Raw genomic sequence first — 24,055 nt, 5'->3', positions numbered from 1 at the left:
TGCAAAACGCTGTTTGTTACAACGTTGCTGGCCAGTTCAGTGCAGGTGGCACTCGCTCTGCCACTTTCCGGCATTTCAGACAACACGCAAGCCGCAGCGTTTATCGAAGCAGGTTATACAGGCCCGGAGCTGGTGTTTATTGATTCACGAGTACCGGACATCAGTACTATCCTCAAGGCTATAAAGCCAGGTACTGAAGTTATCTTTATAGACGCCGACAGCAATGGTGTGGCGCAGCTAGCAAACTATGTAAAACAGCGCCGCAATATAGCCGCCATTCATATCATTTCACATGGTGATAAAGGTTCGCTGCTGCTGGGCAATGAGCCGCTGTCAGTGGAAAATATCAGTCAGTACAGCAACCAGTTACAGTCTATAGGCGCTGCGTTGACAGAGAATGGCGATATCAAACTCTATGGTTGTGATGTTGCCAATGGCGCAAAAGGGGCTGCATTTCTGGCGCAACTGTCGCAGTTAACCGGTGCCGATATTGCAGCATCTGATGACAAAACAGGGGGGAATACTGCTGGCGGGAACTGGGATCTGGAGATTACCACCGGTAAGATTGACAGTGGCCGGGCGTTGCTGGCAAACCGACTGGATAATTACAATCACACCTTGGTAACAACCAGTGTTAACTCAGTTGCACAACTTAAAGCCGCTATTGCCACTGGTAACACCGATGGCCTCGACGACGTGATCACTTTAACCGGTAATATCAGCTTCGCTTCAGCAGCTGACGCCATTTCAATCAATGTCACCGATGGCAAGACTATGTCAATTGTCGGCGGCGGCTTTACGCTCAACGGCAATAACCTTACGCGGGTACTGGATGTTGCATCATCGGGTGCAGGCTCAGAAGTCGCTATCAGTGGCCTGACAATTAGCAACGGTTTCTTGACCGGCAACGGTGGTAATACCCCGGGCAACGGTGTCGGACTTGCTGGTGGCGATGCATTGGGTGCCAATATCCGCAATACCGGGACGCTCATAATTACTAACTCTACCATCACCGCAGGTAAAGCAGCTGGCGGCGGTGGTGGTGGCGGTGGCGCGGGAGGTGGAGGCGGTGCTGGTGGTGGCGGTGGTGGTTTCGGCACGACTTTTGGCGGTGCCGGCGGCACTAACCCGACACATACGGCAGGTTCGGCCTCGGCAGGCGCGGGGGGCGACGGTGCTGGCTTTGGTAACCTGGTCGGGCGTGGCGGCACATCTAGCGGCGGTACGGGCGCAACCTACGGAAACAGTTACACCAATGGCGGCAATGGCGGCACCGCCAGCAATGGTTCGATTAGCATCGGTGGCGGCGGCGGCGGCGGTGGCTACTCATTTGGAGGCGGTCGGGCCGGCAATGCGACGGGCGGCATCTACAACACTGGTTTGCTCACCGTCACAAGTAGCAGTATCACCAATAACGTCGGCGCTGGCGGTGGTGGCGGTGGCGGTGGTACTAGTGGTATCAGTGGTAATGGCGGCGATGCGGGATCTGGTATTGGTGCCATCTGGAATGCCGGAGGCACCGTTCAGATAGACACCGCTACGAACACGTCATTGGCAACGGGCAATATTGGTGCAGCCGGTGGTATTGGCTTAACAAACGATGGCAGCAGCTCAAACGGCGCTGCCGGCGTGTCGACCTCGCAGATACACACCACAGGCGGTGGCACTACCGACACCAACTACGCCCCATTTCCCGTCGTCACCGATGGCAACATCAGCATTTCCGGTGCAACAGGTACCGGTGGTGCTTATAAAATTGGCGATACCATCAGCGTAACGTGGAACAATACCGGCGGCGGCGATAATAACGCCGGCATTACCGGTGTTACGACAGATTTTTCCCAGTTTGGCGGCGGTGCTGCAGTGGTTGCCACTAATAGCGCCGGCAGCTGGACCGCAACCTATACCATTACGGCAGGCGCCATTGATACTACCAATCGTAATATCAGCGTCACCGCCAGCAATGCAGACGGCCCCACCACCGCTGCTGACACTACAAATGCTACTGTCGACAACATAGCCCCAACAGTAACTGATGCACGGATCAGTATTTCCGGCGGCACCGGCTCTGGCGGAACTTATATTGTCGGCGACACTGTCACCGCCAGCTGGAACAATACCGCAGGCGGAGATAATAATAGCGATACCATTAGTGGCGTGACTGTTAATTTCAGTCAGTTTGGTGGCGGTACAGTTGCCGCCAGCAACAGCGCCGGCACCTGGACAGCTACTTACACTGTCGTTGCCGGTGCGATAGAAGCCGGTGGCCGCAATGTGTCGGTTACCGCTACCGATAACGCCGGTAACAGCGCAACCCGGGCCGATACCAGCAATGCTGCTGTGGATAATGCCGCCCCTGTCGTCGGTAGCGTTAGTGTGCCGGCCAATGCCACCTATATTGCAGGGCAAAACCTGGATTTTGTGGTTAATATTGCTGCTGTCAGTGATGTTGTTGTCGACACTAATGGCGGCACACCGCGCATTGCACTGACGGTTGGCGCCAGCACGCGCTACGCCAGCTACATCTCCGGTTCAGCTTCGCCCTGGTTAACCTTCCGTTATACCGCCCAGCCCGGTGACTTTGATGCTAACGGTATTGCTGTCGCCGGCGTGATTGACGCCAATAACGCTACGCTGCAAGACGGTTCCGGCAATAATATGAATCTGACACTGAACAGTGTCGGCAGTACAGCATCTGTGCTGGTGGATGGTATAACGGTACCCGACGCCCCAACCATAGGCACAGCCACTGCAGGTAATACCCAGGCCAGTGTAACCTTTACTGCTCCTGGCAATAACGGCGGCTCGGCCATTACCACTTATACCGCTACTGCCAGCCCCGGCGGCGCCTCAGGTAACTGTGCCGGCCCTGCAGCTTGCACCATTAGCGTAAACGGCCTGGATAACGGTACCTCCTACAGCTTTACCGTGACAGCGACCAATATTAAAGGCAATAGCGTTGCTTCAGCGCCATCTAATGCTGTGATCCCCAAAGGCACGCAAACCATTACCTTTAATAATCCCGGAGCGCAGAACTTTAATACTACGCCAACGCTTACAGCCACTTCATCTGCCGGAGCTGGCTATACGGTGACGTTCACTTCATCGACAACCGGCGTTTGTAACATCACCAGCGGTGGTACACTAACATTTGTTGCGGCGGGTACTTGTACGATCAATGCGGACCAAGCGGGTGATTCCTCCTTCCTGCCTGCGTTACAAGTGAGCCGCTCTTTCACCGTTAACCCGGTAGTGCCCAATGCACCAACCATAGGGACTGCAATCGCCGGTGATACCCAGGCCAGTGTTGCCTTTGTGGCCCCGGTGAATATCGGCGGCGCGGCGATTACCGGTTATACAGTAACGGTAAACCCAGCAGATGTTGCGCCGATACTCGGTGCGTCATCCCCGATTGTGGTGGCCGGTTTAACCAATGGCCAGGCCTATACTTTTACCGTAACGGCAAACAACGTTGCAGGCACCGGCCCTGCATCGGCAGCCTCCAACTCAATAACGCCGGCTGCTATCCAAACTATTACCTTTGCCAACCCGGGGGCGCAGAACTTTGGTACTACACCAACCCTGACAGCAACGACCGACTCCGGTTTAACACCGGTATTTACCTCTTCAACACCAGCGGTTTGTACTATAACCGCGGCAGGCGCACTGACGTTTGTGACCACGGGTACCTGTACAATCAATGCCGATCAAGCCGGTAATGGTAGCTACTTGCCCGCTCCTCAGGTAAGCCGGACCTTTATTGTTAACCCGGTAGTGCCCGGTGCACCTACGGCTGTTGTTGCCACTGCAGCTGATACTGCTGCAAGCATTGCCTTTACCGCCCCGGCGAGTAATGGCGGCGTTAATATTACCGGTTATACGGTTACGTCCAACCCCGGTGGCCTTACCGGCGTTGGTGCCGGCTCGCCGGTAGTCGTTAACGGTTTAACTAACGGCACGGCTTATACCTTTAGCGTTACGGCAACTAACAGTGCCGGCACCGGTGTTGCCTCGGCAGCATCTAACGCTACTACACCGGCGGCAGCTCAGATCATTACCTTTGCTAACCCCGGCGCGCAGAATTTTGGTACCAATCCAACGCTGACAGCGACGTCGAACTCCGGCTTGACGGTAAGCTTTACCTCATCGACTACAGGGGTGTGCACTATAACTTCCGGCGGCGCCTTAACTTTTGTCGCTACCGGTAGCTGTTCGATTAATGCAGACCAGGCGGGGAATGCCGCTTATCTTGCTGCACCGCAGGTTAACCGCAGTTTTAACGTTGCCGCTGTTGTGCCGGGCGCTCCAACTATCGGTTCAGCTACTGCAGTGTCAGGCACAGCAGCCAGCGTAACGTTCAGTGCTCCGGCTTTTAAAGGTGGTAGCGCTATCAGCTCCTATAAGGTTACGTCCAGCCCGGATAATCTGTCGGTATCAGGTAACGGATCCCCAATAACCGTTACAGGTTTGTCTGGTGGTAAGGCCTACACCTTCACAGTAACTGCTACCAACTCAGCAGGCGTCAGCGCAGCTTCTGCGGCGTCCAACAGTATTACATTAAACAGTGCACCAGAGATTAGCGGTATACCACCTACTCAGGTATCTCGTGGCAACGCATATTTGTTTACACCGGTTACCACTGATGCTGAAAACGACAGTCTGACATTTAGCATTAGCAACAAACCAGCCTGGGCCAGCTTTAACACAACGACCGGCGCATTAAGTGGTACGCCAACACGGGATGATGTCGGGACAACGACAGGTATTGTTATCAGTGTTAGTGATGGTGTACTTAGCGCCAGTCTGAATGCATTTAACATCGAAGTCAGCGCAGTAAATGAGGCACCGGAAATAAGCGGCACACCTGCTATCACGGTTAATCAGGACGAAAGCTACAACTTTGAGCCAACGGTGTCTGATCCCGACGACGACACCCTGACCTTTAGCATTACCAATAAACCAACCTGGGCAAGTTTTGATTCTGCCAGCGGCGCGTTAACCGGCACCCCGGCGAAAGAACATGTAGGTACTACCAGCGGTATTGTGATCAGTGTGTCTGATGGCGAATTTACCGCCAGCCTGGATGCGTTTAACCTGGAAGTTATTAACGTTAATGCCGCGCCGGTAGCGGTAGATGACAATATTGAACTACCGTTTAGCGCCAACCATACCTATCTGCTGGATGTAGCCGCTAACGATACCGACCCGGACGACGACAGCCTGACTATTACAGCGGCTAAAGCCGGTATTGGTCTGGTTAGTGTGCAGAATAATAAACTGCTGTTTACTGCCCCGGACAATTTCAGTGGTACCACCTCTTTCAGCTATAACATCAGCGATGGCGAGCTAAGCGATATGGCGCAGGTAACACTGCAAATTGCAGGCAGTAACCCGGATGCACCGGTTATTACCGCACCGGATGATTTGATCATCAATGCCAGCGGCTTATTTACCAAGGTCGATGTCGGCGTGGCGACCGCAGTTGATGTTAACGGTAACCGGCTGGCCGTATCGCTGGTTAACGGCTTGCCAATGTTTGCCGCCGGCAGCCACGAACTGTACTGGCGGGCAACCGATGCCAGCGGCCAGAGCAGCACTGTGACTCAGTTACTGCAGGTAAACCCGTTAGTGTCGTTAAGCAAACCGCAAACCGTGATTAACAACAGCACAGTTACAGTAGAGGTGATACTGAATGGCCAGGCACCGGTTTACCCGCTGGAGGTGGCTTACACGGTCAGCGGCTCTGCCGATGCCCTGACCGAGCATGATCTGGCAGCAGGCTCGGTACAAATTAGCTCCGGGCTGCGCGCCAGCTTCAGCTTTAACCTGTTCGCTGATTTAAGCAGCGTGGCAGAAAAAGATATTGTGATTACTCTGGATACCGGCCTGAACCTTGGAGCCAACGCCAGTACTACCATCAGCGTTACAGAAGCTAACCTGGCTCCAGTGGTAGTACTGAATGCACAGCAACAGGGCGAAAACCGCCTGACACTAAGTAAAGCCGGTGGCGTAGCAAGCATTACCGCGCAGGTCAGCGATCCGAATCCGGGTGACAGTGCCGGTCTGCAATGGCAAGCTGATGCGGCGCTGAGCAATATCTCGGGTGATGCGATGCAGTTTGTGTTTGACCCTGCAGGCCTGGCCAGCGGCGTCTATCGTATTGCGCTGACAGCCACTGATGATGCCGTTGAGCCGCTGAGCAGCACCGCCGAAATTTACCTGCTGGTGCAGGACAGCTTGCCGCTGCTGGATGATAGCGACAGCAATAACAACCTGATAGCTGACAATGTTGAAGGCTTCGGTGACAGTAACAGCAATGGTATTCCTGACTATCTGGATCCGGGCTTTGACTGCAACGTCATTCCGGAACAACTGGCTAACGTTGTGCAATTTGTCGCTGAAGGCGAGCCCGGTATCTGCCTGCGCAAAGGCACAACAGCAGCACTGAGCAACTCCGGTGGTATTCAGCTGACAACGGCAGACCAACAAGCTCTGGAGCCGGATATGCTGGCCGCTAATATCGGCGGCAGCTTCGACTTTATGCTGCATAGCCTGCCTGTTGCCGGTGCCGGTTATCGTCTGGTATTGCCGCAGCGTCAGCCGGTGCCGCAAAATGCGGTGTACCGTAAATTTACTCAAGCCAATGGCTGGAGCAACTTTGTGCAAAACGAGCGCAATCAGTTGTTCAGCGCTGCCGGCGAGCCGGGTTTCTGTCCTCCGCCTGGCGACAACAGCTGGCAAAACGGCTTAACCGCCGGCCACTGGTGTGTACAGTTACTGATAGAAGATGGCGGTGCTAACGACGCCGACGGCCTGGCCAACAGCACTATTGTTGACCCGGGCGGTGTGGCCGTTATCCTCAATGGTAACCAGCTGCCTGTAGCAACCGACGACAGCTACCAGGTACAGTGGAACCAAAGCCATACCCTGGACGTACTGCAAAATGACACCGATGCAGATGGTGATACGCTGAGCATTAACCAGGCCTCTGCCGCATTTGGCAGTGTTAGCATCAGTGATGATGGCCTGACGTTGCTATACACCCCGGCGCAGGATTTTGTCGGCACTGACACCCTTAGTTATGGCATTAACGATGGCAATAACGGTAGCGCCGGTGCCACGGTGAGCGTGGCAGTGTATTACAACAGAGCGCCGCTGGTAACCAATGCCACAGCCGACACCAATGACCAAACGGCAATCGATATTGATGTACTGGCCAATGCCAGCGATCCGGATGGCGATGCGCTTGTTATCAGCAGCGCCAGCGCGCAACATGGCACGGTAACAATCACTGCAGCGCAAACCCTGGGTTATACGCCGCAGCAGGGGTTCTCCGGCACAGATACCGTCAGCTTTACCGTCAGCGATAACCGTGGCGGCAGTGTTAACGGCGAAGTGCTCATCAGTGTTACTGCATATGAGGTGATAACAGTGGTAAATAAATCGTCCGGTGGTGCTGCTAATGGCTGGCCGCTACTATTGCTGGCCTGTCTGGCACTGCTGCGCCAACGTCGGGTACTGCTGAAAGCGTTATTGATGTTAGTGGCAACGCTGAGCTGTAGTGCCAGCGCTAACTGGTCTGTTGATGCGTTTTTCGGCAAAAGCACGACGAAACAGTCAACCGGCGAGATCCGCAGCCAACTGCCGGCGGAAGCCGAGTTACTGCAATACGACAACAGCGGCAGAAGCTGGGCGCTGGGCCTGAGTTACTACTTCACGCCGCGGCTGGCAATACAGGCGCATTACGTGGATTTAGGTGATGCCAGTGTCAGTATGCGTGGCGAAACACTCACTCCGCAAGCATTCCACCGCAGCATATCAGACATAGGCCCTATGCTGGCCAAAGGTGTGCGCAGCGGCTTGGCTTACCACGTATGGCAGCATGCCGGTTGGTCAGCAACGGTACAAACCGGGGTGTTTGCCTGGAACAGCGAAACCCGCAGCACAGCCGGCGATAACCTTATCAGCTATAAAGCCAGCGATACCGACATCTATTGGGCGCTTGGCGCCGGTTATGCGCTGGACCAGCATCTGACACTGCGTACGACATTTACCCGCTATCATCTGGAAGGGAATAAAGCTGATAATATTATGCTTGGCGTCAGTTACGCCTTTTAATCAGCACTAAGGCGCCTGCGGGCGCCTTTACTTTTGCCGCACCGCTTTCACTGCATGGTGAAATGGTTAATACTGGCGTAAGCCTGAGCCCGCCATGCTGTTAACCGGAGGCCGCCATGAACTCACTCAGTAAATCTTTAAGCAAACTCAGTACTGCACAGCGCAGCGTGGCGTTATTGCTGTGTCTGTTAGTGCTGGCGGCCGGCATTTACAGCGGCCTGCTGCAGCAACGGCTGGTGAACCCGCTACTTGCACCACTGGATGACCGGGCCACTGCCGCGCTGCAGCGCAGCCTGGTGCTGAGCAGCGCTTCTTTTGCTACTGCGCGCTTAATTGACCGTGGCATTGCCTTTGTATCAGAAGCCGAAGTCGGCGTCGGTGTTGCCAGTGTTAAACCCGGCCAGTTTTTAAAGCCGCTGCAGGATATGGCGGTGCGTTACTCCGATTTAATGGTCTTGGCGATGACATCCATCGGCCTGCAGCTGTTTTTACTTGAGTTTGGCAAGTTAGCCGCCTTGCCGCTATTTGGCGGCGGTATTTTACTGTCTGCTGTATTGCTGTTACTGGGGCCTGCCGGCTGGCGTACCAGCTGCACCTGGCTGCTACGCATTTTTATTGCCCTGCTGCTGGTGATCCGTATTGGTGTGCCACTGGCGGCTTTTGGCGTGGCCGAACTGTCAGACTGGGTATTAGAGCCACAACGTATTGCCGCCGAGGCCGCACTGAGTGGTGAAACGGCGGCGCTGCAACGGGTGGATCAGCCGCTGCAAAGTGCCGATGAAGGCTCATTCAGTTGGTTACGCCAGATGGCAGCGCAGGCGAATGATATGTTTGCCGCGGTTAAAAGCTTCTCCGACAACATGGTAGAAAAGCTGATCCAACTGATTGTAGTGTACAGTTTGCAAACGCTGATCTTTCCGCTGTTATCGCTGTGGTTACTCTGGCATCTGGGGCGCTGGTTTGTGCGCCGGCCGCTACCGGCACTGCCGGCGGCAACCAGCACGGCTACGCCGGCTTAAACGCGAAAGCGCTGTACCAGAGCACTTAACCGCTGTTCTATGCTGCCCAGCTCATCAGTCGATTTGGCCAGTTCAGAGGCGTTATTTGCCGCCTGATCGGCCAACTGGGCAATTTCATGAATACTGCGGCTGATATCTGCCGCCACAGCAGTTTGTTGCTCTGCTGCGGTGGCAATCTGAATATTCATCTGGGTAATGGTGCTAACCGACTTGGTAATGGTTTGCAGTGATTCGCTGGCTTTATCAGCCTGAGCCACGGTTTGCACCGACTGCTCCTTGCCGCGCTGCATTACCAATACCGCATCTTTGGTGCCCTGTTGGAACACATCTATCATCTGCTGAATTTCATTGGTGCTTTGCTGGGTACGGGTAGCCAGGGTGCGTACTTCGTCGGCGACAACGGCAAAGCCGCGGCCTTGCTCACCGGCCCGTGCCGCCTCTATCGCCGCGTTTAACGCCAGCAGGTTGGTTTGCTCGGCAATACCGCGAATTACATTTACCACCGAGCCAATCTGGTCGGCGTTAGCACCCAGCTTCTCAATGGCATCGCCGGCACGGTTTACATCTTCGGCCAGCTTGTTAATCGAGCTGATGGTAAGCGACACACTATGCTGGCCACCTACCGCTTCTTTATCGGCGTCCTGGGCGGCACCGGCGGCTAAGCCGGCGCTGCTGGCCACTTCCTGCACTGCCGTCGACATTTGATACACCGCTGCAGCAACCTGGGTAGTTTCGGCCTTTTGCGTGCCGGCATCCTGGTCAGTTAAGTGCACAATTTGCTGCATGGTACTGGCCGAATGGCTCAGCGCCAGCACCGCTTGTTTTACTTCGCTAACCAGTTGCTGAATTTTTTGCGCAAACTCATTAAAGCCGCGCGCTACTTCACCTACTTCATCGGCCGTTTCTATCTGCAGCCGCTGGGTTAAATCCCCCTCGCCCTGACCAATGTTAATCAGCGCCGCCGAGGCTTTTTGCAGTGGTGACACCACCAAATTTGCCACAAATAATGCCAGCAATACCACCAACACCAACAGCACTACAGCACCGCCGATAATCAGCAACAGCGTATCGCGGATACGCTCGCTAATCTGTGCTTCCTGCTCTGCTACCCGGCGGTCAATATCATCAATATAAAAGCCCGAGCCTAACACCCAGCGGTTGTTATACATCGGTGCGGCATAACCCAGCTTAGGCGTTAAGCCGCCGCGGGTTTTCTCGTCCCACATATAAGTAACAAAGCCACCACCTTTTTTGCCGGCGTCAATTAACTCGCGGATCAAATAAATACCATTCGGGTCCTGCAGGCTCATTAAATTGCGCCCTTCCAGCGCCGCATTAGAACCGTGCACTATGTTCACACCGTCCATATCGTAAACAAACATATAGCCGTCATCGCTGAACTTCATCGCGCGGATCACCGCTTTCGCAGCATCCAGTTGCTCTGCGGAGGGTGCACCACTGCCGAAATAGGGCGCCACAGCTGTTACCGCAATGGCCACATGGTGCTGCAGTGCATTTTGCTTCTCTGCCATCATATCAGCGCGAAACTGCACCACTTCTTCTTCGCCCATGGCGCGCATCTGGCTGTAAATCAGCAACATCAGCGCCAGCACTACCGTCACCATCGGCAATACCGCCAGCAGCAGCATTTTGTTTTTCAGCGTAAAATTGAACATAGGCAGGCTCCGCAAAATAGCGATAACAAGTTGATTCCGTTACAGCATAGTGTAAATCATAAGGAAATAAAGCCGGCTGCGACCTTAGTCGTGTATAGCAAAAGCGACGTTGCTGCATACGTATGCACCAAAAAAAGCCAGGCCGGCGTTAATAATCCCGGTTACTTTAAGCGACAAGAAAAAATAGACAGGGTAGATTTATGTGTAAAAAAACCTTAATACTGATGCTAAGCGTTGCCAGCGCAGTGTTGCTGGCCTGCAGCAAAGCACCGGAGCCGGTTATGTCAGCCGACACACAACCATCAGTCGCAAGCAACACTAAAGCCGATAACAAAATAGTGGTGTATCAGGTATTTACCCGTTTATTTGGCAATCAAAACAATACTAACAAGCCGTGGGGCACCGCGGAAGAAAATGGCGTCGGTAAGTTTGCCGATTTTACGCCACAAGCACTTAGCGCCATTAAAGCCATGGGCGTCAGCCATATCTGGTATACCGGTGTACCACACCACGCCCTGGTACGTGACTACAGCGCTTACGGCATCAGCAATGACGATCCGGACGTGATTAAAGGCCGCGCCGGCTCGCCTTATGCGGTAAAAGATTATTACAACGTTAACCCCGACTTAGCCACAGATCCGGCCAAGCGGCTGGCCGAATTTGAAGCCTTAATTGCCCGCACCCATCAGCATGATATGAAAGTGCTGATTGATATAGTGCCCAACCATGTGGCACGCTCGTACCAGTCGCTCACCAACCCGGGCAGTGTTACTGATTTTGGCGCCAACGATAAAACCGGTGTGGAATATCAGCGCGACAATAACTTTTACTATGTACCCGGTAGTGCTTTTAGCGTACCGGCGTTTCCCGATAGCTATAAAGTGTTGGGCGGTGATGCTCACCCGCTGGCCGACGGCCATTTTGCTGAATATCCGGCCAAGTGGACCGGCAATGGCGCCCGCGCAGCTCAGCCGGCATTTGATGATTGGTACGAAACGGTAAAAATTAACTATGGCGTAAAGCCGGACGGCAGCTACGACTTTGACCAGCTACCAGATGATTACGCCGACAAAGACTGGCCAGCGCATTACGCTTTCTGGCAGGGCAAAGATGTGCCCGACTCCTGGCACAAATTCCGCGATATTACCCAATACTGGCTGGCCAAAGGCGTCGATGGCTTTCGCTACGATATGGCCGAAATGGTGCCGGTAGAATTCTGGAGCTATTTAAACGCCCATATTAAACACAGCAACCCCAACGCCTTTTTGCTGGCCGAGGTGTATCAGCCGCATTTGTACCGCGACTATATTAAGCTTGGCAAAATGGACTACCTGTACGACAAGGTCGAGTTTTACGACAGCTTAAAACTGGTGATGCAGGGCAAGGGCCCTACTTCTGCCTTGGTTGAAACCCAACAGCGCATGGCCGACATTGAGCACCATATGTTGCACTTTTTAGAAAACCACGACGAGCAGCGTATTGCCGCCCCTGAATTTGCCGGCGACGCGCGCAAAGGCATGCCGGCAATGGTGGTGTCTGCCACCATCAGCACCTCACCTACTATGCTGTATTTTGGCCAGGATGTTGGCGAGCCGGGTGCCGGCGACGCCGGCTTTGGTAAAGCCAGCCGCACCACTATTTTTGATTACTGGGGGGTGCCGCAGCACCAGAAATGGATGAACGCCGGCAAGTTTGATGGCGGTGGCTTAACTGCTGACGAGCTGGCATTGCATAACTTTTATAAAACTCTGCTTAGCTTTACCGCCACGGCACCAGCGCTGATGGGTGAATATACTGAATTGCACAGTGCCAATCTGGCCGCCGGCACCGCCTACAGCGAGCAACAACTGGCGTTTGCCCGCTACAGCGCAGAGCAAAAACTGCTGATTGTCAGCCACTTTAACAGCGACCACAGTGTTAATTTTGCCCTAACCGTACCGGCAGAGCTGATCAATAAGTGGCAGCTGGCCGATGGCCAATATCGGCTTAGTGAGAAGCTAACCGGCGACGACAATACTCTGACAGTGCAACACGGTGTTGGCAGCGTGGTGGTTAAACTGGCACCGCTGGCTTCGGTAATTCTGGAGCTGCAACCATGAAGTTACTGTTTGCTTTAATTACGCTCTGTTGCGCTTTTTGCAGCACAGCGGCGCAATATCAGGCCCATCAGTTCGATGGCAATAGCCTGCTGATCCAAACCGATAAGGGCAAGCTTAGCCTGACCTTCTACCAAAACGATGTAGTAGAAGCCTTCTACCAAGCCGACGGCGTTAAACAGCTGCCATCGTTTTCGATTAGCCAACAGCCTGAAGCCGTGGCGTTAACCCTGGCTGAAACAGACAACAGCCTGACGCTGAGCAGTGCCAGCCTGACGTTAAAGATTAATAAAGCCCCGCTCCAGCTTAGCTATTATCGTGACGACACCTTACTGCTGGCCGAAGAGCAAGGCTATGTACAGCAAACACAGCAACATGGCTTTCGCTTTGCGTTAAGTAAAGATGAAAAACTGCTCGGCGGTGGCCAGCGCGTGTTGGGCATGGACAGACGCGGCCACAAATTCCCGCTGTATAACAAAGCGCATTATGGCTACAGCACTGAGTCGAGCCAAATGTACTTTAGCCTGCCGGCGATAATGTCGAGCAATAAGTACCTGTTGTTATTTGATAACTCTGCCAAAGGCGAAGCCGACTTAGGCCACAGCGAACCCGACATTATGCAGTTTAGCGCACAAGGCGGCCGCAGCAGTTATGTGGTGGTGGCAGGTGATAGTTACCCGCAGCTGATAGACAACTACACTGCCCTCACCGGCCGTCAGCCTCTGCCGGCGCGCTGGACGCTGGGCAACTATGCCTCGCGCTTTGGTTACCGTAACGAGACCGAAGCGCGCGCCGTAGTAGAAAAATTCCGCCAGCTTAAACTGCCACTGGATGCGCTGGTGCTGGATTTATACTGGTTCGGGCCGGATATTAAAGGCCATATGGGCAACCTGGCCTGGGATAATAACGCCTTCCCGCAGCCGGATAAAATGCTCTCTGATTTGAAAGCCGATGGCATCAACACCATTTTAGTTACTGAACCCTTTGTGCTGACCAGTTCAAAGCGCTGGCAGGAAGCGGTAGCAGCCGGAGCCATAGCGCCGGGGCTGGATGGTAAGCCAAAAACCTTTGATTTTTACTTTGGTAATACCGGCTTAATTGATGTGTTTAATCCCAAAGCGCAAGACTGGTTCTGGCAAATTTATCAGGGGCTGGCAGAACAAGGCGTGGCCGGTGTCTGGGGCGATTTAGGCGAACCGGAAGTGCACCCGGACGATACCGTGCATGCCATCGGCATGGCCAACGAAGTGCACAATGCTTACGGCCATCAATGGGCTGATATGGTGTACAGCGGCATGCGCCGCGATTTCCCTGAGCAAAGACCCTTTATTATGATGCGCGCAGGCGCACCCGGCAGCCAGCGCTTTGGCATGGTGCCCTGGACCGGTGATGTCGAGCGCAGCTGGGGTGGCTTAAAACCGCAGGTAGAGCTGGCGCTGAGCATGGGCCTGTTTGGTTTTGGTTATATTCACTCAGATTTAGGCGGCTTTGCCGGTGGCGAGCAATTTGATAAAGAGCTGTATATCCGCTGGCTGCAGTACGGTGTGTTCCAGCCGGTGTACCGGCCGCATGCCCAGGAACATATCGCGCCGGAACTGGTATTTCATGATAAGCACACCATTGAAACCTTGCGGCCCTGGCTGAATTTACGTTATCAGTTGCTGCCGTATAACTATACGCTGGCGTATCAAAACAGCGTAACCGGCATGCCATTAATGCGGCCACTGTTTTTTGCTGATCAGAATAATACGGCGCTAATCGATGAGAAAAACAGTTACTTCTGGGGCGATGCCTTTTTAGTTGCGCCGGTAACCGAACCCGGTGTCACGTCATGGCCGGTGCAGCTGCCTGGCGGCGTCTGGTTTGATTATTTCAGCGGCAAACGTTACCAAGGTACTGCCAACGTTGAGGTGCCGGTAACGCTGAATACCATACCTGTGCTGGTAAAAGCCGGCAGCTTTGTGCCAATGGCTGAACTGGTGCAAAGCACCCGCGATTACAGCAGCAAAAAGCTGACGTTGCATTACTACGCCGATAGCAGCGTGGACTGCGCCAAAAGCGAGATGTATGAAGACGATGGTAAAACCCCGGATGCGATAGACAAAGGTGAGTTTGAGCTGCTGAACTTCTATTATCTGCAGCAGGATGGCGAACAGAAATTTGAACTGCGCCGCAGCGGCAACTATGCAGGTAGGCCGGAGAGCCGCGAGTTAACCCTGGTAGTGCATAACCAAAGCGCAACACCCAGGCATATCAGTGTCGATGGCCGTTATATTCAGTTGGTGCCGCAGCAAACACGCTTTAACCGTATGCAAAATGTGGCCTGGTACGACAAGGCCGCTAAGCAGCTGCATGTAAAAATTAACTGGCAGGAAGATAAAACACAGCTGCAAATCAGGTAACAATATACCCAACTACCACCGGTTCACACCGGTGATAGCTCAGATTTATCGCTTTGGTCGGCGTTTCAGTTTATCTTCCAGCGTTTTAAGTGCGGCCTCGTCTGTAAGGTCGGCCGCAATAGCTTCTTTTGCTTTGCGGCGCTGGTCAAAATCAGCATAACGCTGCTGAGTAAGTTGTTCCATTTTGGCATGGCTGATAACGCCAGCATCTGCCAATAATGGAAAGCCATTACTGCTAATAATTTCACCCACACGTTGCTGCCAGAATGCCATACGGGTTTCAATACGGCTTTTCGCTCTAAGCTCAGCGGTTTCGAGGAAAATAACCACCAGCCGGTTCAGCGTATCTATTTCATCTTCGCTCAGGTAATTCTTGGCGATCAAAATATCCTGTTTACGTACCTTATCACCTTTCCAGCTGAGTAAACCAAAGTGGCTGTCATCTGGGTTAGCACGGGCGCAAATCAGCTCGGCGGCAGTTTGCTGTGTTACCGCATATAACAGTAAATTCTGTACAGTGGCGAAAAACTGCTGGGTACTTTTGTCGGTTTTATCGTAATCGCTGCTAAGGGAGAATAGCTCGCGCACTTTCTGGTAAAAGCGCTTTTCCGAGGCGCGAATGTCGCGGATACGCGCGAGCATCTCATCGAAGTAATCCGGGCGGCCATCCGGATTTTTCAGCCGCTCGTCATCCATGACAAAACCTTTGTGCAGATATTCACTCAGTACCGTACTGGCCCAACGGCGGAACTGCACACCACGCGGCGAACGCACCCGGTAGCCTACAGCCAGAATGGCATCGAGATTGTAATGCGTTACGCGGTATTTCTTGCCATCGCTGGCAGTTGTCAACCATTGGTTGACAACTGCATCCTGGATTAACTCTCCATCAGCAAAGATAGCTTTGAAGTGTTTGGCGATATTCTGTTTGCTGGTTAGAAACAACTCCGCCATTTCCAACTGAGTCAGCCATACCGTGCCATTATCCGCCCGTAGCTGGATCTTGCTCTGGCCATCTTCAGTAGTGTAAAGAATTAGTTCACTCACGTTATCCCCATGGCACCGCATGAAAAACACAGTTGTATGTCGTTTATTCTATTGGTCCAAACAGGCATTGGAAACTGTTTATTATCAGATTGCTCTTTTAGCTGTGTTATTGGACTCAGATTTTTAATCTGCAACATTTAAAGTCGTCCTGACACTAGCGGATATTCAGACTGTTCTGCGGCAGGAAATAACTGGTGCTGCTGGTGGTATCAGCGCGCTTTTGCATTACAATGAACAAGTTACCCACCTGATGGATGTCGCTTGTGTACACAGCTGATTTTAATCATAAACGTAAGTTTGTCGTCAAACTGGGCAAGATGCTGCATAAGTACGGCACCCCGGCCTACCGGCTGGAAGCGCATTTAACCGAGCTGACTACCCACCTGGGGCTAAAAGGCTCCTTTATTATCTCGCCGACTTCGATGACCTTTGTGCTGTGGACCGATGGCCACGAGCAGGAGTACACCCATGCTTCCAGGGTTAACCCGGGCGATCTGGATTTAGGTGCGCTGTCACGTACCGACGAGCTGGTCGATCAGGTGTTGCAGGGCAAAGTTAGCATTAATGAAGCCGATGCGTTGCTCGACGCCATCGATATGCGCCCCAGCTCATACAGTAAACTGGCCACCGCCGTGGCGATGATGGCCTCCGGCGGCGCTTTTGCCATGTTAATGGCGACCAGTTGGAATGATGTGCTGTGGTCGTCGTTATTATCCTTACTGGTGTATTTGTTTATGCTCTGGGCCGCGCACTCGCCGCGGATTGCCAATATGCTGGAGCCGTTAGTGGCGCTGGCGGCCGGTATCGGCGCCTGTGCCATCAGCAGCTATATCGACCCCGGTATTAATATCCGCCTGGCCGTGCTATCGGCCATCATTTCTTTTATCCCGGGCTTAGCGCTCACCATCGGCTTTGCCGAACTGGCGGCACGGCATCTGGTATCGGGTAATGCCCGTATTATGGATGCGCTAATGCTGCTGTTTAAGTTGTACTTTGGCGCACTGCTGGGTATCGCCATCGGCTTTGCGCTGTTTGGCGTGGTCGATTTTGTTAAGCCGCCGCCAATCTCGCACCACTTTGCCTGGTTAGCCGTGGGTATTTTAGTCAGCTCGCTGATAGTGCTGTTTAAAAGCCGTGGCAAGTATACGCTGTGGTCGCTGGCCGCCGGCTTTATTGCCTATGGCGTCAGCATTAGCGGCGCTGCGTTGTTTGATGCCACCATGGGCGCCTTTTTAGGGGCTTTTGCCGTCGGCATCTACAGCAACCTGTTTACCCGGCTGGCGAATGCACCGGCGGTTATTGTCGCCATGCATGGCCTTATTGTGCTGGTGCCGGGCAGTAAAACCTATATCGGCTTAAATTCGCTGATCTCCGGCCAGGATTTTGTCGTGTCCGACCGCGTTGGCCAGCAAACCTTCTTGATTTTAATGGCGCTGGTAGCCGGGCTTATTTTTGCCAATGTTGCCCTGCCGCCGAAAAAAAGTTTGTAAAAACTGCCGGCGGTTGTCGATTTCATTGTTGCTGTAACGACCAGTAATACCTTTGAAGGTAAAACAGGAGCAACATCATGAATCACAGCCAACAAGTACAACAAATTACCGATCTGCTTGCCAATTGGGCCAATGCTGTACGCGCCAAAGATGTCAGCAAAATTATGACGCTGTACCATAACGACATTGTCGCTTTTGATGCGATAGCGCAGTTGCAATTTAAAGGCAAAGCCGACTACCGCGAGCATTGGCAACGCTGCATGGAATTTTGCAGCGGCGAATCGATGTTTGAACTGCATCAACTGAAAGTACAGGCTAACGAACAACTGGCGTTTAGCCATAGCCTGACTCACTGCGGCGGCACCAATGACAAAGGTGAAATGCAAAGCTGCTGGATGCGCGCCACCCAGTGTTGGCAACATGGCAGCGATGGCTGGAAAATAGTACACGAGCACTACTCGATGCCATTTGATATGGAAAGCGGTGCTATGCTGTCAAACTTAGCGCCTTAAGGAGCACAACGATGAAATATCTGTGTTTGGTATACAGCGACGAGCAAACGCTGCATAGCCTGCCCGACAGCCCGCATGACAGCGAGTGCCAGGCCTATGCCGAAAAGGTACAGGACAGTGGCCGCATGCTGGCCGCTGAAGCACTGCAACCGGTCAGCACCGCCACCACCATCCGCGTGCGTAGCGGTAAAGTCAGCATTACCGACGGCCCCTTTGCTGAAACCAAAGAGCAACTGGCCGGCTTTTATCTGGTAGAGGCGCACGACTTAAACGAAGCGATCCAGATTGCCAGCGGCATACCGGCGGCGCGGGTCGGCTCGGTCGAAGTGCGACCGGTGCGCCAGCTTGATGTCTGAGCCTGGCGTTTAAGCACCAATGCCGGTCAACCCCGCGCACAGTGGCCAGTTCCGGGCCAGGCTGAGCAAGCTATACCAGCAGGAGTCACGCAAGGTACTGGCGACGCTGATCCGCCTGCTGGGTGATTTTGACTTAGCCGAAGAAGCGCTGCACGAAGCCTTTCATGCCGCGCTGCAACAATGGCCAACAGATGGCATACCGGCCAACCCCACGGCCTGGCTGGTATCAGCCGGGCGCTTTAAAGCCATAGATCAGCTGCGTAAAACGGCGCGCTTAACCCATTTGCCGGATGAAACACTGGCGCAGCTAAGCGCAGAAGAAGCCCCGGACGCCGAGCCGATAAGCGATGACCAACTGCGGTTAATCTTTACCTGCTGCCACCCGGGATTAGCCGCCGATGCGCAATTGGCACTAACACTGCGTGAAGTCTGCGGCCTGACCACCGAGCAAATTGCCCGGGCTTTTTTAACCAGCCCCACCACGATGGCGCAGCGCATAGTACGCGCCAAAGGCAAAATCCGCGATGCGCGTATCCCCTATGAAGTACCGCCAGCGGCTGAGCTGCCGCAGCGGCTGGATAACGTGTTACAGGTGATTTATCTGCTGTTTAATGAAGGCTATTCCGCCTCGATGGGCGAGCAACTGCTGGATATCAGTTTAAGTGACGAAGCCATCCGGCTGGGCCGCCTGATGCTGCAACTGCTGCCCGATGCCGAAACCGCCGGCCTGCTGGCGTTAATGCTGCTGCAACATGCCAGACGCGCTGCGCGCATCTCAACACAGGGTAAGCTGGTGTTGCTGCCACAGCAGGACCGCAGCTTATGGCAACAGGATGAAATACGTGAGGGCAGTGAGTTAGTGCAATGGGCGCTGCGCACGCGGCGTATCGGCCCTTATACTTTACAAGCCGCCATTGCCGCCATCCATAGCGAAGCGGCGACGGCGGCAGATACCGACTGGCAGGAAATCAGCGGCCTGTATAATTTATTGCAGCAAGCCGACCCGTCGCCGGTTGTGGCGCTTAACCGCGCCGTGGCCATTGCCATGCGTGACGGCCCGGCCGCCGGCCTGGCGCTGATTAGCGAACTGGAGCAACAGGGCGAGCTTAGCCAGTATCATTTATTGTATGCCGCCAAAGCCGACTTACTGCGCCAGCTTGGCCGCAGCAGCGACGCACTGCGTGCCTATCAACAAGCGCTAAGCCTGTGCAAACAGGCACCGGAGCAGCGCTTTTTACAGCAGCAAATTACTGCCTTACAAAGTTGACAGCTACCGGCACTGGTCCTGGCTGTGGCTGAATACGTATGCATTTCAGGCATCTGCCTTGCTGCATCGTGGTGCAATGCTCTAGGGTTAGAGCACCAAAAAAGTCAGTGGATCTGTTTATGTCTATGTCCAACCTGCGGCGTTATCAGCTGTTATTGCTTAGCGGCTTGTCTTTGTGCTCATTGGCGCTGTCTGCCGCCAGCCTGAATGTCAGCTCGCCAGATGGCAATATCGTACTGACGCTGGACGACACGGCGCTGACCTATCAGGTGCAGTTTCACGGTAAGCAGGTTATCGCCCCATCCGCACTGGGCTTTCGCTTTTTACAGCTACCGGCCATCGGCAGCGGCTATAAAATCAGCCAGCATAGCCGCAGCAGCGTAAACCAGAGCTGGCAGCAGCCATGGGGCGAGCGCGAAACTGTCGTTGATCAGCACAATGAACTCACCGTAACACTGCAGCACCCAAAGCGCAAAGCGCCTTTTACGCTGCGCTTTAAGCTGTTTAATGACGGCCTCGGCTTTCGCTACGAAGTACCGCAGCAAGGTGTGGCTAAGCTGGATATTATCGACGAGCTGACCGAATTTCGTATTAGCGACGCTAAGCAAAGCACCGCCTGGTGGATCACTGGCCGCGGCTGGAACCGCTATGAAATGCTGTACCGTACCACAGCACTAAACGAAGTTGACCGCGCCCATACGCCTTTTACTTTTAAACTGCCGGGCGGCGTACACCTGAGTATTCATGAGGCAGCGCTGGTTGATTTTGCTGCCATGGTGCTGGATCAGCAGCGCGATGGCGTATTAAAAAGCGATCTCACTCCCTGGTCTGACGGCATCCGGGTAAAAACGGCCGGCAGCTTTACCACGCCGTGGCGCACTATTCAGATAGCCAACAATGCCGTTGGCCTGCTCAATTCTGATCTGATTTTAAATTTAAACGAGCCGAATCAACTCGGTGATGTGTCCTGGGTAAAACCGGGTAAATACGCCGGTATCTGGTGGGGAATGCATCTGGCAACGCAAAGCTGGGGCAGTGGGCCCAAGCACGGTGCCACTACGGCTAACACTAAAGCCTATATCGACTTTGCCGCCCAAAACGGCTTTGACGGCGTGTTGGTAGAAGGCTGGAATACCGGCTGGGACGGCGAGTGGTTTTTAAATGGCGCGGTGTTTAACTTTACCACGCCCTACCCCGACTTCGATTTAGCGGCTATCAGCGCCTACGGCAAAGAAAAAGGCGTAAAACTGATTGGCCACCATGAAACCTCGGGCCATATCAGCAATTACGAAGCGCAAATGGCCGATGCCTATGACCTTTATGCCAAACACGGCGTCAGCCAGATTAAAACCGGCTATGTCGCCGATGGCGGCCAGGCCACCCGCATTGATGAGCACGGTATAGAGCGCAAAGAGTGGCACGACGGCCAGCTGATGGTAAACCACTATCTGCATTCGGTGACAGAAGCGGCGAAACGGCAGCTCAGTATTAATACCCATGAGCCGATTAAAGATACCGGCCTGCGCCGTACCTACCCGAACTGGATTAGCCGCGAAGGCGCCCGTGGCCAGGAATATAACGCCTGGGGCTCGCCGCCTAACCCGCCGGAGCATACGGCTATGCTGCCGTTTACCCGCATGTTATCCGGCCCGATGGACTACACGCCGGGCATCTTTAATCTGGCCTATAACGGCCTGGACGCGGAAAACCGCGTGCAGTCAACCCTGGCCAAAGAGCTGGCGCTGTATGTGGTGCTGTATAGCCCCATTCAGATGGTGGCCGATTTACCCGAACATTACGACGCCCACCCCAAAGCCTTTCAGTTTATTAAAGACGTACCCACCGACTGGGCGCAAAGCAAAGCGCTGCAAGGCGAAGTCGGCGATTTTGTTGTATTTGCCCGCCAGGATAAACACAGCGAAGACTGGTACTTAGGCGCACTGACTGATGAGCAAGCGCGCACGCTAAGCGTAAAACTGGACTTTTTACCGGCCGGTAAGCGTTATACGGCGCAAATATACCGCGATGGCACAGACGCCGACTGGCGCACCAAGCCGTACCAGATGCAAATAGAGCAGCAAAGCGTAACCGCCAGCGACAGCCTGGCCCTGCCGCTGGCCGGCAGTGGCGGCGCCGCCATTCGTTTTAAGGCGCTATAAACTATGTACGCTAAAACCTTACTGGCAATTAGCGCCGGCTGCCTGCTCAGCAGTCAGCTGCAGGCACAAGTTTTTCAAATCGAACGGCTGGAGCCGGCCAACTGGTGGGCCGGTATGCAGCATCCACAGTTACAATTAATGGTTTACGGCAAAGATATTGCCAAATTAACCCCGGCGCTTAATTACGACGGCGTCAGCGTAACCGGTGTTGAGCGCAGCGCTAACCCAAACTATCTGTTTGTAAATCTGACATTGGACGCCAAGGTTAAGCCGGGCGATATCGCGCTGCAGTTTAGCCTGAACGGCGAAACGGTGCTGAGCCATAATTACCCGCTGCTGCAGCGCCGTGAAACCTCTGCCGGCCGCCAGGGCTTTAACCCGGCCGATGTAATTTACCTGCTCACGCCAGACCGTTTTGCTAATGGCAACCCGGCCAATGACAATATGCCAGGCATGCCGGACAAGGTGAACCGCCAGGATCCAAATGGCCGCCACGGTGGCGACTTAACCGGTATGCAAAACGCCCTGCCCTATATCGCGGATATGGGTTTTACTGCCATTTGGCCCACGCCACTGACGGAAAATAACCAAAGCGCTTATTCCTACCACGGCTATGCCGCAACGGACTTGTACAATATCGACGCGCGCTTTGGCACTAACAGCCAATACCGCGACTTTGTTGCTGCCGCCAACGCCCGGGGCATTAAGGTGATTCAGGATATTATTCTGAACCATATTGGTAACGAACACTGGTGGCTGAAAGACCTGCCCGATAGCAACTGGCTGAACAACCAAAGCTTTTTAACCGGCACCGCCTTTATTGGCACTAACCATAACCGCAGCACGGTGCAAGACCCGTACGCCAGCATCGTTGATAGCGCGCAGTTTACCGACGGCTGGTTTGTCGACAGCATGCCGGATTTAAACCAGCGCCATCCGCTGCTGGCGACTTACCTGATCCAGAACAGTATCTGGTGGGTGGAGTACGCCAATTTGGCCGGCATCCGCGAAGACACTTACAGCTACGCCGACAAGCAGTTTTTAAGCGAATGGGCGCGGCGCCTGATGCTGGAGTACCCCGATTTTAATATCGTCGGCGAAGAGTGGAGCCCGAATCCGCTTATCGTGGCGTACTGGCAGCGTGGTAAGCAAAATAAAGATGGCTATGTATCGCACACCCCGGCGATGCTGGATTTCCCGCTGTACGATGCCATGTTAAAAGCCCTGACCGATGATGAAAGCTGGAACGGCGGCTGGATTGGCCTGTACGAGATGCTCAGCAATGACCATATTTACGCCGAGCCGTTTAATCTGGTGACTTTTGAAGGCAACCACGACACCGCGCGGATTTTTTCGCTGCTTAACGAAGATATGGCTTTATACCGTATGGCCATCAGCTACCTGCTGACCATGCGCGGTATACCGCAACTGTTTTACGGCACTGAAATCGCCATGACCAGCCCCAAAGTACGCGACGACGGCAAAGTACGCGCCGACTTCCCGGGCGGCTGGGCTAACGACAAGGTTAATGCTTTTAGCGGCAAAGGCCTAAACAGCACGCAAAAAAGCGCCCAGCAGCTGGTGAAAACCCTGCTGAACTGGCGTAAAACCGCCAGCGCTATTCACAGCGGCAAGCTAATGCACTTCGCACCGGATAACGGCACTTATACCTACTTCCGTTATAACAACAAGCAAACGGTAATGGTGGTAATGAATAAACAACACCAGCCGGTAACACTGGACTTAGCCCGCTTTAATGAAGTACTGCCACGTGGTAAAACCGCCACAGAAGTCATAACCGGTAAACGCATAACGCTGGATAAACAACTTACCGTGCCAGCACGCGGTACCTTGGTGCTGGATATCCGTTAACCTTCAACACACCCACAGCGGCGAAAGCCGTTGGGGCTTCT

The 24,055-nt window shown here is 53.8% G+C and carries 12 protein-coding genes; 10 read left to right on the top strand and 2 right to left on the bottom strand.

The genetic code is table 11. The features are described from left to right. Positions 1 to 39 precede the first annotated feature (39 nt). Together Q8O77_RS06435 and Q8O77_RS06430 are read left to right on the top strand one after the other, a co-directional pair. On the top strand, positions 40 to 8,118 hold the full coding sequence (locus Q8O77_RS06435) for a DUF4347 domain-containing protein (RefSeq protein ID WP_371133468.1): 8,079 nt from the start codon (positions 40 to 42) through the stop codon (positions 8,116 to 8,118). A gap of 116 nt (positions 8,119 to 8,234) precedes the next feature. After that, on the top strand, positions 8,235 to 9,137 hold the full coding sequence (locus tag Q8O77_RS06430) for a hypothetical protein (protein ID WP_305552028.1): 903 nt from the start codon (positions 8,235 to 8,237) through the stop codon (positions 9,135 to 9,137). On the opposite strand, the gene Q8O77_RS06425 is transcribed toward Q8O77_RS06430, so the two are convergent. After that, entirely contained in the window at positions 9,134 to 10,813 is a 1,680-nt protein-coding gene (locus tag Q8O77_RS06425; protein WP_305552027.1) for a methyl-accepting chemotaxis protein, read from the bottom strand. The two genes, Q8O77_RS06430 and Q8O77_RS06425, sit on opposite strands and share 4 nt — an antisense overlap. Positions 10,814 to 11,013: 200 nt before the next feature. Between Q8O77_RS06425 and Q8O77_RS06420 the strand changes: the two genes are divergently transcribed. Both Q8O77_RS06420 and Q8O77_RS06415 read left to right on the top strand, forming a co-directional pair. Next, positions 11,014 to 12,912, top strand: coding sequence for an alpha-amylase family protein (locus Q8O77_RS06420; RefSeq protein WP_305552026.1), 1,899 nt, complete (start codon positions 11,014 to 11,016; stop codon positions 12,910 to 12,912). Then, complete coding sequence (locus tag Q8O77_RS06415; protein WP_305552025.1) at positions 12,909 to 15,311, top strand: TIM-barrel domain-containing protein; 2,403 nt, start codon at positions 12,909 to 12,911, stop codon at positions 15,309 to 15,311. Before Q8O77_RS06420 ends, Q8O77_RS06415 begins: the two co-directional genes overlap by 4 nt. 45 nt (positions 15,312 to 15,356) lie before the next feature. Here the strand turns inward: Q8O77_RS06415 and Q8O77_RS06410 are convergent, their stop codons facing one another. Next, positions 15,357 to 16,358 (bottom strand): virulence RhuM family protein, encoded by a 1,002-nt coding sequence (locus tag Q8O77_RS06410; protein WP_305552024.1) that lies wholly within the window; start codon positions 16,356 to 16,358, stop codon positions 15,357 to 15,359. Between the two features lie 263 nt (positions 16,359 to 16,621). On the opposite strand from Q8O77_RS06410, the gene Q8O77_RS06405 reads away from it, so the two are divergent. The 6 genes from Q8O77_RS06405 (at position 16,622) to Q8O77_RS06380 (ending at position 24,014) form a co-directional block, all read left to right on the top strand. Further along, the gene (locus Q8O77_RS06405) at positions 16,622 to 17,848 is read left to right on the top strand and encodes a threonine/serine exporter ThrE family protein (protein WP_305552023.1); all 1,227 of its coding nucleotides are present in this window, start codon (positions 16,622 to 16,624) and stop codon (positions 17,846 to 17,848) included. Between the two features lie 77 nt (positions 17,849 to 17,925). Next, on the top strand, positions 17,926 to 18,360 hold the full coding sequence (locus Q8O77_RS06400) for a nuclear transport factor 2 family protein (protein WP_305552022.1): 435 nt from the start codon (positions 17,926 to 17,928) through the stop codon (positions 18,358 to 18,360). 11 nt (positions 18,361 to 18,371) lie between these two features. Beyond that, positions 18,372 to 18,716 (top strand): YciI family protein, encoded by a 345-nt coding sequence (locus Q8O77_RS06395; RefSeq protein ID WP_305552021.1) that lies wholly within the window; start codon positions 18,372 to 18,374, stop codon positions 18,714 to 18,716. 19 nt (positions 18,717 to 18,735) lie between these two features. Beyond that, on the top strand, positions 18,736 to 19,983 hold the full coding sequence (locus Q8O77_RS06390) for an RNA polymerase sigma factor (RefSeq protein WP_305552020.1): 1,248 nt from the start codon (positions 18,736 to 18,738) through the stop codon (positions 19,981 to 19,983). 119 nt (positions 19,984 to 20,102) lie between these two features. Continuing rightward, the gene (locus Q8O77_RS06385; RefSeq protein WP_305552019.1) at positions 20,103 to 22,142 is read left to right on the top strand and encodes a glycoside hydrolase family 97 protein; all 2,040 of its coding nucleotides are present in this window, start codon (positions 20,103 to 20,105) and stop codon (positions 22,140 to 22,142) included. Between the two features lie 3 nt (positions 22,143 to 22,145). Next, positions 22,146 to 24,014 carry a glycoside hydrolase family 13 protein gene (locus Q8O77_RS06380; RefSeq protein ID WP_305552018.1) on the top strand — a complete coding sequence of 623 codons (1,869 nt, stop codon included), beginning with the start codon at positions 22,146 to 22,148 and terminating at the stop codon, positions 24,012 to 24,014. The last annotated feature ends 41 nt before the right edge of the window (positions 24,015 to 24,055 follow it).

The organism is Rheinheimera sp. (assembly GCF_030690345.1).
Taxonomy (GTDB): domain Bacteria; phylum Pseudomonadota; class Gammaproteobacteria; order Enterobacterales; family Alteromonadaceae; genus Alishewanella.
Note: the sequence above shows the minus strand (reverse complement) of the source record. Positions and strands in the feature narration are given on the sequence as shown.

Coding starts and splice junctions, on each gene's coding strand:
- Q8O77_RS06430 (WP_305552028.1), top strand. CDS start 8,235: ATGAACTCACTCAGTAAATCTTTAAGCAAACTCAGTACTGCACAGCGC.
- Q8O77_RS06425 (WP_305552027.1), bottom strand. CDS start 10,813: ATGTTCAATTTTACGCTGAAAAACAAAATGCTGCTGCTGGCGGTATTG.
- Q8O77_RS06390 (WP_305552020.1), top strand. CDS start 18,736: ATGCCGGTCAACCCCGCGCACAGTGGCCAGTTCCGGGCCAGGCTGAGC.
- Q8O77_RS06385 (WP_305552019.1), top strand. CDS start 20,103: ATGTCTATGTCCAACCTGCGGCGTTATCAGCTGTTATTGCTTAGCGGC.
- Q8O77_RS06395 (WP_305552021.1), top strand. CDS start 18,372: ATGAAATATCTGTGTTTGGTATACAGCGACGAGCAAACGCTGCATAGC.
- Q8O77_RS06380 (WP_305552018.1), top strand. CDS start 22,146: ATGTACGCTAAAACCTTACTGGCAATTAGCGCCGGCTGCCTGCTCAGC.
- Q8O77_RS06415 (WP_305552025.1), top strand. CDS start 12,909: ATGAAGTTACTGTTTGCTTTAATTACGCTCTGTTGCGCTTTTTGCAGC.
- Q8O77_RS06400 (WP_305552022.1), top strand. CDS start 17,926: ATGAATCACAGCCAACAAGTACAACAAATTACCGATCTGCTTGCCAAT.
- Q8O77_RS06420 (WP_305552026.1), top strand. CDS start 11,014: ATGTGTAAAAAAACCTTAATACTGATGCTAAGCGTTGCCAGCGCAGTG.